A 12,389-nucleotide genomic window follows, 5' to 3' on the forward strand; every position below is an offset into this window, starting at 1 on the left:
CATGGACTTACTAGCACTGCTTCCGGAAAACTTAATCTTTTTGCTGCCTGCGTTGCTCTTGGCACTAACAGTGCATGAATTTGCACATGCCTATGTGTCGCATCGCTTGGGAGACCCCACGCCCAAGTGGCAAGGCAGGCTGACGCTCAATCCTATCGCGCATATCGATCCCGTTGGTTTTCTCATGATCATGTTCTTTCGCTTTGGCTGGGGCAAAGCCGTAGAGATTGACCCTAAGTACTACCGCAACCGGCGGCAGGGGATGGTGCTCGTTTCTGTGGCTGGCCCTGCTGCGAACATTGTTACTGCCTTTGTCTTAGTGGTCGCACACATTCTCGTTATGATACTGAACCCTGCTCAAATGGGGGGCTTTGTGGGGGAACTGCTTAGCACGGCCATTTCGCTGAACATTTTTCTGGCCGTCTTTAATTTGCTGCCCATACCGCCCCTTGATGGCTCTAAAATACTTGCTGGTCTACTGCCGGGTAAGTACTCATATCGTTTTCAGTCGTTCACAAATCAATGGGGCATGTTGCTGTTGTTAGTAGTCGTCATGACCGGCATTACATCATATACGGTGCTACCTATTGGTGGCTTCTTGCTTGACATGATGTACGGAGTGGTACTAGCTTTTGTCGGGATTTTTGTATGAGTGAAGTAGTAGTCAGCTGCGAGAATTTCTCGGGATCTTTTGCCAAGCTCGTGCGCCTGCTCGTGGAGCATGAAATGGATATACTGTCTGTGCGCTTAGAGAACATTGTCGCGCAGGTCATCGAAACTATTATGGACTGCTATGCGCCTTTGTCTGTCGATGAGGCAGGAGTGCAGTTGGTGCTTTGTTCTACACTCCTGCGACTGAAGTCGCGTCGGCTACTGCCTGCTGACGAAGTAGAAGAGACTGAGGCTCTGGCGACTATAAGTTCCACCCTGCCGCCGTCTCTCGCGGCGGATTTTCCCTATGAAAATTATCGTGAGGTTGTGTTAGTACTCGAAAACTTGGCCTCTCAGTCGGCCCTGCTCAGTCCGCGTGGCGCAACAGGGGCTCTAGACATGCCCACAGCCAATGTCTTACTCGGTAAAGTATCGCTGCTTTCGTTAACGGCAGCGTTTGAGCAGGCGCTGCGCACGCGGAGCCCCCATTTTCTCGAAATAGCGCCGCCCGAGTGCTCCTTGCCTTGGGCCATGGATGTACTGCGCCGCACTATCGGAAGGCAGGGCAGGGTTCAGTTTGCGCAGATTCTTCCTGCCACTTGCTCTAGACTCGAGATAATCATGATTTTCTTAGGACTGCTAGAACTGATTCGCTTGGGAGAAGTCGTGCTCCATGGCGAATCGACTAATTTTTACTTAGAGAGCAAGGAGGGCGGCCAAGTTGCTTAGTAAACAGGGGTTGCTCGAAGCGCTTCTCTTTGCTTCCGGCGAACCTATCGAAAAGACCCGACTCCGGGAACTGCTATCCCTAGACGAGAAAAGCCTAGACCTTCTGGTGGAACAATTAGAGTGTAGCTTTGCTGAGGCAACGCGAGGCGTACAGCTCCGGTATACTAACGATAGTTTACAGCTATTGACGAAACCAGAAGCTGCTGATTTAGTGCTACGACTTACCGCGGTACGGCAGTACCGGTTGTCGCAACCGACACTTGAGGTTCTAGCGATTGTGGCCTACAAGCAGCCCATTACAAGGGCAGAAATCGAAGAAATACGCGGAGTTAAGTGTGAGCGGGCCTTACTGACATTAGCGGAAAAAGAGTTAGTGTGTGAAGTGGGGCGCAAAGACACCATCGGTCGCCCCATACTATATGGCACTACCGAACGCTTCCTGCATCACTTCAACCTCCGTTCGCTCAAGGATTTGCCAACACCCGGCTTGCTACCTTAAAGGCGCGCTGCATGCGCGCCTTTAGTTTTGGACACATTAGAACAATGGGTCTAAGTAGGTGTGTCATGGAGCTGCAAATTTTAGCCATCATGTTAGTCGTGCTAGGCGTGGTGGCACTCTTACTAGCAAAAGCTGAGGTCGAGTTAAAGTATGAGCGCAAAGGGTCTGATGATCGCGTTACCATTCGCATGCTCGGCCCCTATGGCGTAGTTTTCCAGCGCACAGAGGTTTCTGTGGTAGATCTTGGCCCCACCCTGGAGTCCTTGCGATTAGAAGTGCAGGTGACCACCAAGGAAGAAGTGGGAGATGCTCCTGTTGTTGACTACCGCATGGAGGCTGATATCAGCGACAGCCAGAAGCTGCTGCGACTAGCGCGGGCGGTGCAGGGCTTAGTACAGGATTACCGACGAGTCATCCAGTACGCAGAGCGAAGAACTAAATTGCGCTCCCTATCATGGCAGACCGCCATTGGTACGGGAGATGCGGCCTCTACAGCGATTCTCTGCGGCATGCTCTGGGGTTTAAAGGGCATGCTCCTCGGGTCACTACAGTCTCGCCTCACCATAGAGGACAAAAACATGACCATAGCGGTCTTTCCGAGCTTTAACGAGCGCAAATTCCAGACCTTCTTGCACTGCATATTGTCCTTGCGAGTCGTACATATTATAGGTGCAGGCTATATTCTATGGAAAGAAAAACGTAAGCGTAAAAAAAGGGGTGAACGCAGTGGAAAGTCATCCAATCCAAGGGCTGATGAAGACAGCCATGGAAAGCATTCAGGACATGGTAGACGTCAACACCATTGTTGGTGATCCGGTGGAAACGCCAGATGGCAGTGTAATCATGCCCATTTCTCGCGTGACTTTTGGATTTGCCGCAGGTGGCAGTGAGTTTGATGTGGGCAAGGTACAAGCGGACGGAGGTTACCCGTTTGGCGGTGGCTCCGGTGCCGGGGTAACTTTACAACCGGTGGCCTTCCTAGTTGTGGGTGGAGGCAATATTCGCTTGCTGCCAGTCGATGCGAACACTATGGCGGAGCGTATTTTGGATGTAGCGCCTCAACTAATTCAACAAATCGGCTCCATGTTGAAACCGCCGATACCCCAAAATCGTAATGGCAGTACCCCCTCGACACCTTAATGACCTCGACTGACGCCCACGAAAAGAGACCTCGCGGTCTCTTTTTGCATGTGCTAGGTGTTTTCTGCTCGCCATATACTCTAAAGAGGCGAGGGGGTGCATCTTGGTGCGGGCTGTAGCGGTCCTCATAGCGATTATTATGGGCTTAGGCTGCTTTTTCACAAGTGGCGAGGCCCTAGGTGTGGCTGCTAGGGCCGCCATCCTTATGGATGTCAACAGCGGCCGCGTTCTCTATGGCAAGAACATACATTCTCGCCTGCCGATGGCTAGTCTCACCAAGATTATGACGGCCCTGCTGGCAGCAGAAAGCGGAAAACTAGACGAGTTGGTTACGGTGCAGGAGGAATGGATAACTGTTCCCCCAAGCAATATCTGGCTTACTGCGGGGGAAAGTATTAGCCTGCGCAATTTAGTCTATGGCCTGTTGTTGCGGTCCGGCAATGATGCGGCGATGTCTATCGCTTACTTCTTGGCGGGGGGAGTGGCACCCTTTAGCCAGGCCATGAATAAACGGGCAAAGGAGCTTGGCGCGCTCGACACTAATTTCAGTAATCCACATGGCCTCCATGCGCGAGATCACTACTCCACTGCCTACGATTTAGCACTTATAACACGAAGCCTGCTTCACAATCCCTTTTTGCGGTCGGTTGTCAGAACAGAACGGTTCGATAGTCGGAGATACGGGGGAGATGTGCCCCGCATTTGGCATAACAAGAATAGGCTACTGCAGATGGAAGAGCAGGCCGACGGCATTAAGACCGCATGGACGGTCGCGGCTGGCCACTGCTTTGCCGCTTCGGCAACTAGGCATGGTTGGCAATTGCTCAGTATCGTACTCAATTCTCCCAACCACTACGGCGAGAGCCGTTCTTTACTCTCTTTTGGGTTCGCCAACTATGCTCCAACATTAGTGGTGCCACGCGGTCTCTTTCAGGGACAGGTGTCAGTGCCAGGAGGAGAGCCCTCGCTTGTCGGTGTAGTGGCAGCTCAGGACCTCTGGTGGGTACAGGGGCATCGCGAAGAGCCCGCTGCCGAGGCCGAGGTGCAGGTCATTCTACCAAAATTTTTGAAGCCGCCCATCGCCTTGGCACAAGTGCTAGGCGAGTTAACCGTAAGCTCGCGGGGAGAGCTTTGGGGCCGAGTAGAGCTCATTAGCGATACCGTGGTGCGCGAGGCATCGCTGTGGCGGCAACTTCTTCGCCAAGTGAGGGACTACGTTCAGTTTGTGAACTGGCCCTTTACGCCTGCCTTATGATGAACACTATCTGGGGAGTTGGCGTGCTAATCTCGATTGGGTACATGTTCCTGGTGGGCGGTGATGCACAGGCACTGGCCAATTCCCTGGCGAGGAGTGGTGAACAAGCACTAGCCCTGACACTCGGTCTAATTGGTACTGTGGCTTTTTGGTCGGGGATGAATCGCGTTGCTGAAGCAGCAGGATTGCTGAAGGCACTAGGGTTTCTGCTCAGGCCCTTATTTGTCCGGCTCTTCCCCTCCCTGAGGCGAGAAGATAGGGCCCTACGCCTAGTGATGTCTAATGTCTGTGCCACCCTGCTGGGGTTGGGCAATGCCGCCACGCCTCTAGGGCTTGAGGCCATGAGAGCTATGCAGGAGCAGAACCCGCGCCAAGATACGGCCACAGACGCGATGTGCACGTTGATTGTGATGAATACTACGGGGGTAACAGTCTTCCCGGCGACGGTGGTGGGTCTCCGCTTAGCGGCGGGCAGTGAAAACCCGATGAGCATCATTGGAGCAACTCTTTTGGCCAGCCTATTTGGCTTAAGTGTTGGTCTAATCGCCGATCGTTTGCTCTCTAGGTGGTGGAGCAGATGATACTACTTATTATTTGCGCGGTGATTTTGGCGACTGGTCTGTGGCGGGGGGTACCAGTCTTCGATGAGTTCGTTCTCGGGGCCAAGCAAGGCGCGCTCATAGTTGTGCGCCTGTTTCCCTATGTTCTCGCCATGATTTTAGCAGTGAACCTCCTAGAGGCCTCCGGTTTGATGGCTCTCTTGGTGCATCATGTGGGGAATGTAGTACAAGGTCTGGGCATGCCTTCAGAGGTAGTACCGCTGGCACTACTGCGGCCGCTGACTGGCAGTGGGTCATTGGCGGTGACACATGGCATCTTGGCAGAGCATGGGCCTGATTCGTTTGTGGGACTCTTGGCATCAACCATACAGGGGAGTAATGACACCACTCTGTATGTGCTGACGGTGTACTTCGGAGCGATTGGCGTCAAGAAAATGCGGCATGGCTTGGTAGTGGGCTTGCTTTCTGACATGGCGAGCCTGTTCGCGGCCGTAGCTATTGTTCACCATCTCTTTAATTAGAGAAGCGGTTGCTTTTACCCATCGCTTGTGGCAAGATTAACCCAAGTGAATTAGAGGGGGTCTACAGATGGGTATTGACGCAAGATTGAACGAATTGGGCCTGGTCATCCCCGAGGCAGCCAAGCCAGTTGCAGCCTATGTGCCAGCGGTGCGCGCAGGGAGTCTGATTTTTGTTTCTGGCCAACTTCCCACGGTCAAAGGTGAGCTCAAATGGAAAGGCATGGTAGGACAAGACCTCGATATCAGTGCCGCTTATGAAGCCGCGCGAATTTGTGCTCTTAACTGCCTCGCCGCTATTAAGACGGTCGAGCCAAACTTGGACAAGATTAAACGCATAGTGAAACTCACCGGTTTTGTCAGTAGCTTGCCAACATTTGGCGACCAACCCAAGGTGATTAACGGAGCTTCAGAGCTTTTGCAGCTAATATTTGCCGAGAAAGGCATTCATGCCCGAGCTGCGGTGAGCGTAGCCTCTCTACCTCTTAACGCCGCCGTAGAAGTCGAGATGATTGTGGAAGTGGAGTAGTAAAGACCCCCTTGCGGGGGCTTTTTTTCAGTGGACGGGGCAACATAAATTACGGCTGAGGAAGGGTGGTGCTGACTTGATAAGGGTAGGTATTGTTGGTGTTGGAGGCAGAATGGGTTCGCTTATTGCCAAATTAATCGATCAGACAGCTGATATTGTGGTCACAGCGGCTGCAGAGCAAGCTACGCATCCCCTCTGCGGTCAGAAGTTAGACCTGGTGGCGAGACCGCAGGTAACTACCTTGGATGAGCTAGACTTGACTGCAGTCGATGTGCTGGTGGATTTTTCTGCGCCAGCAACCTGTCTCAAAGCTCTGTCAGTGGCAGAAAAAAAGGGCTGCGCCTTTGTCTCGGGGACAACCGGCTTAACGGGTGAGCAACTTAATATTGTGCGAGCCGCGGCGTTTAGCATACCCATCGTGCATTCGCCCAACATGGCTCCTGGGGTAAACGTCTTTTTTCATGCCGTAGCGGGTCTGGCCAAGCACCTTGGGGGGGACTACGAGGCTGAGGTTGTGGAAATACATCACCGTTACAAGGTGGACGCCCCTAGTGGGACAGCCAAGCGCATAGTTGAATTTATCGGTCGCGACGTACCCTGTCACAGCCTGCGCATGGGCGAGGTTGTCGGTGAACATCAAGTGCATTTTGCTGCGCATGGTGAGCGCATAACCTTGACCCACCAGGCGGAAACACGCGAGGCTTTCGCCCAGGGAGTTTTGTGTGCCCTGCGCTTTGTCGCGGGGAAGCAGGCAGGGTTCTTCGACATGTCTCATGTCCTGGCTCTCAATCCCTGATGTTGCGTCTACAAAAGGTACTGGCGCAACACGGCCTAGCTTCGCGGCGGGCGGCGGAAGAACTCATTTTGGAGGGCAGAGTTACGGTCAATGGCCAGGTGGCAGTTCTCGGCACCAAAGTTGGTGTGGGGGATAAGGTGGTTGTAGACGGGCAGCCGCTCTGCCAGAGAGAAAGTTTGACCTACCTCATGCTTAATAAACCGCGAGGATATGTGACCACCGTAGAGGACCCCCATGCCCAGAAGACCGTCATGGACTTAATGACTGACATCAAGGTGCGGGTGTTTCCCGTGGGTAGACTAGACAAGGATACTGAGGGCTTGTTGCTGTTCACTAATGACGGGGACCTCACGCATAGGTTGCTACATCCCTCGCGACATGTGGCCAAGACTTACTTTGTTGAAGTTCAGGGGCACCTTTCTTCCGCGGCGATGGGGGCTCTCGAAGCAGGCGTCATGCTTGATGACGGCCTCACGGCGGCGGCGCGAGTTGCTGAGCTGACCCATAAGGCAGCTCGTAGCACATTTCTCCTCACGATTTTTGAAGGAAGAAAGCGGCAGATTAGGCGCATGTGCTCGGTGGTCGGACATGAGGTAGTTTATCTGCAGCGCCTAGCAATCGGCCCGTTGACGCTAGGAGACTTAGCAATCGGGGCCTATCGCCATCTGTCGTCGGATGAGGTCGCGCAGTTAGTGATAGCAACGGAGGAAGCTCACCATGCCTAGTAATGTGCTTGTAATCGGCTGCGGCGCCGCCGGCATGATGGCCGCCCTATTTGCCGCACGGGGTGGAGCTAGGGTCACGGTCATCGAAAGGAACCATTCTCCTGGAGTTAAGCTCTCCATCACCGGGAAAGGGCGCTGCAATATAACTAATGCCTGTTCCGTGAATGAGTTAGTGAGCAATGTGCCGACCAATGGACGTTTCTTGCATAGCGCTTTCAATTACTTAGACAGCAGTTCCACCATGGAGCTGTTTGAAAGCATAGGAGTTAGGCTCACCACAGAGAGAGGTAATCGTGTGTTTCCCGCTAGTGACAGAGCTCAGGAAGTTATTAGTCTGTTGCACAGCGAACTGCTGCGTCTTGGTGTACGGATACACATGGGTTCACGCGTAGGGAGTATTATTAAGCAGGAAAGTGGCACCTTCATACTAGAGTGTAGCGGTGGCAGACGATTTATGGAGGCAGACAAGGTAATTTTGGCCACGGGCGGTGCTTCTTACCCGCGGACTGGCTCCTCTGGTGATGGATACAAGCTGGCGGCCTCACTTGGGCACCGGATTGTGCCCCTGAGGCCCGCCTTGGTGCCTCTTGAAGTTGCCGAAACTTGGGTTAGGGAAGTGCAGGGCTTGAGTTTAAAGAACGTTGAGCTCACCTCGCCCACAGGGCAGGAGTTTGGTGAGATGCTCTTCACGCACTTTGGCATTAGTGGTCCGATCGTGCTTTCCTTGAGCAGTCGCCTGAGGCAGTCTCTAGAGCAGGGTAGCGTCGTGCTCCGCCTCGACCTTAAGCCCGCCCTTACACGCGAGGTTTTAGAAGCACGTCTAAGACGCGATTTTGCCGTAGCAGGAAGAAAGTTCTTTGGCAATAGCTTAGGTGACCTGCTGCCCTCCTCCTTGATTCCGGTATTTGTCAAGCTAGCGCAAATACCGCATGAGCGTCAGGTCAGCCAGATTACCAAGGCGGAGTTTGAACGATTGAGTTTTATGCTCAAGAATTTAAATCTTACGGTCATCCGTCAGCGCCCCATTGACGAGGCCATTATTACCAGCGGCGGTATCACCACAAGCGAGGTAGAGCCGCGCACTATGGAGTCAAAGCTAGTGAGTGGACTTTACTTCGCAGGAGAAATTCTCGATGTTGATGGGTATACGGGGGGTTTCAATCTGCAAATCGCCTGGAGTACGGGTGCGATGGCAGGAAATTATGCGGCAAGAGAGAACTGACGAGAGGTAGTAGCATAGAAGCGGACACCAAAGACTAGTCATTAGAGTGGGTGAAGAGTATTATTGCCATTAGAGGGGCGACAACTTGTGAACAAAATGCGCGTGAGCATATCTTAGAGGCCACGCAGGAATTGCTACTTGCTGTCATAGGAGAAAATAGTATTCACGAGAGCGAAATCGTCAACATAATGTTTACTGCAACGCCTGATATTAGCGCAGCTTTTCCGGCCGAGGCCGCGCGCGCTTGCGGGCTAAGCAAAGTGCCCTTGCTAGGCGCGCAGGAAGTAGCGGTAACAGGCGCACCCTTGCTTTGCATAAGAGTGATGTTGTTGGTTGACAAAGAGCTTCCGCGGGCTATGGTAAGACACATTTACTTGCGGGGGGCCGTGGGACTACGGCCTGATTTGGTGGGGGTGGGTGCCTTGAGGAACATTAACATTGCCATTGATGGCCCTGCGGGGGCTGGCAAAAGTACCGTAGCTCAGAATGTGGCCAAGAAGTTGGGTTTGCGTTACCTAGACACCGGGGCTATGTACCGTGCCCTGACTTGGCTCTCTCTACAAAGAGGCGTGGAACTACGAGATGGCACTTCCTTAAGTGCGTTAGCAGAAAAATTAGCATTTAATCTTAACTCCGACTCGCAGCTGACACTAGATGGTCGGGTTTTAGGCGATGAAATTCGCACACCACAAGTAAATGCCGCAGTGTCATTGGTTTCAAGCCATGGTGCGGTACGCGAGATCATTGTCCGTAAGCAACAACAACTTGCCGCGAGCGGCGGAATTGTGATGGATGGGCGTGATATCGGCACCACGGTACTCGTCGATGCCCCAGTGAAAATATTTCTCGTTGCCGACGCGCGAGAGCGGGCCAGGCGACGTTTGCGGGAGCTAGAGGCCTTAGGACATAGGGTAGATTTGGCGGAAGTGGTGGAGCAAATTATACAGCGAGACCATTTTGACAGCCATCGCGCAGTATCGCCGCTCACCCCTGCCTCTGATGCGATTGTAGTTGACACTACTGACTTGCCCATCGATAAAGTTATTCGGCAAATCTTAGATATTGTCGCTAATAAACAATATGAACTATAAAATACTGAGGTTTCTCGCAGGATGTCTTGTTAGACTACTCTACCGCGTAGAAATAGTGGGTAGAGGAAAAGTGCCTAAGACCGGCGGTGCGATTATCTGTGCCAACCACATACATCTCTTCGACCCGGTGGTCATCGCCCTAGCTGTGGAGCGACCTGTCCGTTTCATGGGTAAAACAGAACTCTTCTCCTGGCCCATCGTAGGTTATCTAGCGAGAAAGGCTGGCGTCTTCCCGGTGAAACGGGGCAGCGCCGATATGCAGGCCATTAGGCAGAGTTTGCGCATCTTACAGGAGGGCGAATTGCTGGGTATTTTTCCTGAAGGTACACGTAGTAAAGATGGCGAGATTGCGCCTTTCTATAGTAGTGTGACCATGTTGGCTGAGAGGGGTGGGGTGCCCGTTATCCCGGCCGCGATTTCAGGGGAATATCGCTTTGGGCGCACAGTCAAGGTGCTTATAGGTGAAACAACCGAACTAACCGCACTTTCCCCTGAACCCTACGAAAGGGGCAAGGCTACTGCCGGGTTGATGGCTCGTATCAAGAGCTTAAAGGACTCTTTACGATGAAAATTTTCGTGGTTGCCCCCACAGGTATGTGTGGTGGGGTAGAGAGGGCCATCGTCATGGCCGAGGAAGTGGCTAGAGAGCAGGGGTTTTCTTTGGGGCCCGTCGTCCACAATCCAGCAGTTGTGCAGAGGTTGTCAGAAAAAGGGCTCAGGCAGATCGACTTAGATGAGGTACAGAGCGGCAGCACTCTACTCATCCGCTCGCATGGAGCTTCTCCCTTGGTGTATAAAACCGCCCGCGAGCGAGGCGTTAAAATCGTAGACGCTACTTGCCCTCATGTCTTGCGTTTGCAGAAGGAGGCCGCAAAGGCCGTTACGGCGGGCATGGACGTGGTCATTGTGGGTGATAGTACACATCCCGAAATTGAAGCCGTACTAGCCCATGCGGCAGGGAGGCCCTTTGTCGTACGCGGTACGGATGATCTTCGGGGTCTTCCTCTTAAGGAGCAAATTGCTGTTATGGCTCAAACAACTGCCTCTCCCGTTCTGTGGCAAACTGTGGTAGAATGGTTAGAGATACAGGGCAAGAAAGTCACCCCAGTAGAAACTATTTGTCGGGCCACGCAAGAAAGGCAAAAAGCAACCTATGAATTGGCCAGAGAAGTAGATATAATGGTAATCGTGGGCGGGAACAATAGTGCTAATACCAGAAATCTGGCCGACATATGTCGGGCGGGGGGCACGCCCACTTACCAGGTCGAGAGTCCTGATGCGCTCGAACGAGACTGGTTTGTTTCGGCCAATCGCGTTGGTATCGCCGCGGGTGCGTCCACCCCTGCATGGATCATTAAGGAGGTCGTCGTTGCTATGGAGAACATGGAAAACAAAGTTTTAAACGAGCAAGAAACGGTAGTTGAGGAAACTGCCACCCAGGAGACAAGTAGCTTCCCCAATCTAAAACGAGGTCAGTTGGTCGAAGGCAAAGTGGTCAGCGTGGACGCCGAAGGTGTCAGTGTTGACATCGGCCAAAAGTCGGAAGCATACATAGCAAAAAATGAACTAAGCAATGACCCCGACCGCTCGCCTATGGACTTGTGCCAAGTAGGTGATACCGTACTAGCGCAGGTGATCCGCATTGATTCCAAAGAGGACAAAGTGCTGCTTTCGCGACGTCGTGCGGTCGAAGAACAGGGTATGAAAGACCTAGCTGCTGCCCGAGAGTCTGGAAAAATTCTGCAAGGCAAAATTTTGGAGGCGGTAAAAGGAGGCGTCATGGTTGACGTCTTGGGTGTCAAAACTTTCATGCCTGCCTCTCATGTTGATCTCCGCTATGTACCTGACCTCGCCTCCTATGTTGGCCAGACAGTCTCGATCATTGTCAAAGAAATCGAGGAGGCACGCCGTAGGGTCGTAGTGTCGCGCAAAGAAGCCCTAGAGAAGAAGACTGAGGAAATTAAAGGAAAAACTTGGGATTCCCTCCTCGTGGGTAGCCTGCGCGATGGCATTGTGCAACGGCTAACTGACTTTGGCGCCTTTGTAGACCTCGGGGGCATTGACGGACTAGTTCATGTCTCAGAGATCGCTTGGCAGCGCGTCACTCACCCCTCTGAAGCGCTGACTGAGGGTCAAGCAGTGCGCGTGAAAGTTCTAGGGGTAGATCGCGAAAAGGGTCGCGTTTCGCTCAGTATCAAGCAGGGCGAAGGCGATCCCTGGAACAGAATCGGCGAAAAGTTCTCTGCTGGCTCTGTTGTTCCTGGTCGTATAGTGCGTACCGCTAGTTTCGGTGCTTTTGTGGAGATTGCGCCCGGCATTGAGGGCTTGGTTCACATTTCGCAGCTCTCTCATGAGCGAGTTGAGAAGACTGAGGATGCTGTCAAACCCGGTGATGAAGTCCAAGTGAAGATCCTTTCCATCGTGCCCACTGAACATCGCGTCAGCCTCTCCATCAAGGACGCCGTTGATCGTCCGCGTGTGGAAAGGACAGAGCGCCCCGAAAAAGGGGAGCGTCGTGAGCGCGGTGACAAGCGCGGTCGTGACGACCGCAATCAGAGCTACCGCGAGGAGAGCAAGGTTACTTTGGGCGATAAATTCGGAGATTTGCTTAAAGAAAGAGATAAGCACTAGACTCCCCCTGCATGCTAAGACGCGCCGCTTAAAAGCGGCGTGT

The 12,389-nt window shown here is 53.0% G+C and carries 15 protein-coding genes; all 15 read left to right on the forward strand.

The genetic code is table 11. The annotated features are described in order from the left end of the window. Position 1 precedes the first annotated feature (1 nt). Positions 2-652, forward strand: a complete 651-nt coding sequence (locus KGZ92_08675; protein ID MBS3889343.1) for a site-2 protease family protein — start codon at positions 2-4, stop codon at positions 650-652. Further along, complete coding sequence (locus KGZ92_08680; GenBank protein ID MBS3889344.1) at positions 649-1,380, forward strand: segregation/condensation protein A; 732 nt, start codon at positions 649-651, stop codon at positions 1,378-1,380. Before KGZ92_08675 ends, KGZ92_08680 begins: the two co-directional genes overlap by 4 nt. Beyond that, the gene (scpB, locus tag KGZ92_08685) at positions 1,373-1,879 is read left to right on the forward strand and encodes an SMC-Scp complex subunit ScpB (protein MBS3889345.1); all 507 of its coding nucleotides are present in this window, start codon (positions 1,373-1,375) and stop codon (positions 1,877-1,879) included. The genes KGZ92_08680 and scpB overlap by 8 nt, the downstream gene beginning before the upstream one ends. 65 nt (positions 1,880-1,944) lie before the next feature. Continuing rightward, complete coding sequence (locus KGZ92_08690) at positions 1,945-2,691, forward strand: DUF2953 domain-containing protein (GenBank protein ID MBS3889346.1); 747 nt, start codon at positions 1,945-1,947, stop codon at positions 2,689-2,691. Beyond that, entirely contained in the window at positions 2,606-3,019 is a 414-nt protein-coding gene (gene ytfJ, locus KGZ92_08695; protein MBS3889347.1) for a GerW family sporulation protein, read from the forward strand. The genes KGZ92_08690 and ytfJ overlap by 86 nt, the downstream gene beginning before the upstream one ends. Positions 3,020-3,122: 103 nt before the next feature. Further along, positions 3,123-4,274 carry a D-alanyl-D-alanine carboxypeptidase gene (locus tag KGZ92_08700; protein MBS3889348.1) on the forward strand — a complete coding sequence of 384 codons (1,152 nt, stop codon included), beginning with the start codon at positions 3,123-3,125 and terminating at the stop codon, positions 4,272-4,274. 23 nt (positions 4,275-4,297) lie between these two features. Then, positions 4,298-4,855, forward strand: a complete 558-nt coding sequence (locus KGZ92_08705) for a hypothetical protein (GenBank protein MBS3889349.1) — start codon at positions 4,298-4,300, stop codon at positions 4,853-4,855. Further along, a complete protein-coding gene (locus KGZ92_08710) occupies positions 4,852-5,355 on the forward strand; it encodes a spore maturation protein (protein MBS3889350.1) in 504 nt (167 codons plus the stop codon). Before KGZ92_08705 ends, KGZ92_08710 begins: the two co-directional genes overlap by 4 nt. A 67-nt stretch (positions 5,356-5,422) precedes the next feature. Then, positions 5,423-5,881 carry a RidA family protein gene (locus KGZ92_08715; protein ID MBS3889351.1) on the forward strand — a complete coding sequence of 153 codons (459 nt, stop codon included), beginning with the start codon at positions 5,423-5,425 and terminating at the stop codon, positions 5,879-5,881. A gap of 76 nt (positions 5,882-5,957) precedes the next feature. After that, complete coding sequence (gene dapB, locus KGZ92_08720) at positions 5,958-6,677, forward strand: 4-hydroxy-tetrahydrodipicolinate reductase (protein MBS3889352.1); 720 nt, start codon at positions 5,958-5,960, stop codon at positions 6,675-6,677. Beyond that, positions 6,677-7,402, forward strand: a complete 726-nt coding sequence (locus KGZ92_08725) for an rRNA pseudouridine synthase (GenBank protein ID MBS3889353.1) — start codon at positions 6,677-6,679, stop codon at positions 7,400-7,402. Before dapB ends, KGZ92_08725 begins: the two co-directional genes overlap by 1 nt. Beyond that, entirely contained in the window at positions 7,395-8,624 is a 1,230-nt protein-coding gene (locus tag KGZ92_08730; protein MBS3889354.1) for an NAD(P)/FAD-dependent oxidoreductase, read from the forward strand. The genes KGZ92_08725 and KGZ92_08730 overlap by 8 nt, the downstream gene beginning before the upstream one ends. A 356-nt stretch (positions 8,625-8,980) precedes the next feature. Then, positions 8,981-9,715 (forward strand): (d)CMP kinase, encoded by a 735-nt coding sequence (locus tag KGZ92_08735; protein ID MBS3889355.1) that lies wholly within the window; start codon positions 8,981-8,983, stop codon positions 9,713-9,715. A 70-nt stretch (positions 9,716-9,785) separates the two neighbouring features. Beyond that, positions 9,786-10,283 carry a 1-acyl-sn-glycerol-3-phosphate acyltransferase gene (locus tag KGZ92_08740; protein ID MBS3889356.1) on the forward strand — a complete coding sequence of 166 codons (498 nt, stop codon included), beginning with the start codon at positions 9,786-9,788 and terminating at the stop codon, positions 10,281-10,283. Then, positions 10,280-12,346 carry a bifunctional 4-hydroxy-3-methylbut-2-enyl diphosphate reductase/30S ribosomal protein S1 gene (locus tag KGZ92_08745; GenBank protein ID MBS3889357.1) on the forward strand — a complete coding sequence of 689 codons (2,067 nt, stop codon included), beginning with the start codon at positions 10,280-10,282 and terminating at the stop codon, positions 12,344-12,346. The genes KGZ92_08740 and KGZ92_08745 overlap by 4 nt, the downstream gene beginning before the upstream one ends. The last annotated feature ends 43 nt before the right edge of the window (positions 12,347-12,389 follow it).

The sequence above is a fragment of the Bacillota bacterium genome, assembly GCA_018333655.1.
Classification (GTDB): Bacteria; Bacillota; UBA994; order UBA994; family UBA994; genus BS524.

Coding starts and splice junctions, on each gene's coding strand:
- KGZ92_08675 (MBS3889343.1), top strand. CDS start 2: ATGGACTTACTAGCACTGCTTCCGGAAAACTTAATCTTTTTGCTGCCT.
- KGZ92_08680 (MBS3889344.1), top strand. CDS start 649: ATGAGTGAAGTAGTAGTCAGCTGCGAGAATTTCTCGGGATCTTTTGCC.
- KGZ92_08690 (MBS3889346.1), top strand. CDS start 1,945: ATGGAGCTGCAAATTTTAGCCATCATGTTAGTCGTGCTAGGCGTGGTG.
- KGZ92_08710 (MBS3889350.1), top strand. CDS start 4,852: ATGATACTACTTATTATTTGCGCGGTGATTTTGGCGACTGGTCTGTGG.
- KGZ92_08715 (MBS3889351.1), top strand. CDS start 5,423: ATGGGTATTGACGCAAGATTGAACGAATTGGGCCTGGTCATCCCCGAG.
- KGZ92_08725 (MBS3889353.1), top strand. CDS start 6,677: ATGTTGCGTCTACAAAAGGTACTGGCGCAACACGGCCTAGCTTCGCGG.
- KGZ92_08730 (MBS3889354.1), top strand. CDS start 7,395: ATGCCTAGTAATGTGCTTGTAATCGGCTGCGGCGCCGCCGGCATGATG.
- KGZ92_08735 (MBS3889355.1), top strand. CDS start 8,981: ATGGTAAGACACATTTACTTGCGGGGGGCCGTGGGACTACGGCCTGAT.
- KGZ92_08745 (MBS3889357.1), top strand. CDS start 10,280: ATGAAAATTTTCGTGGTTGCCCCCACAGGTATGTGTGGTGGGGTAGAG.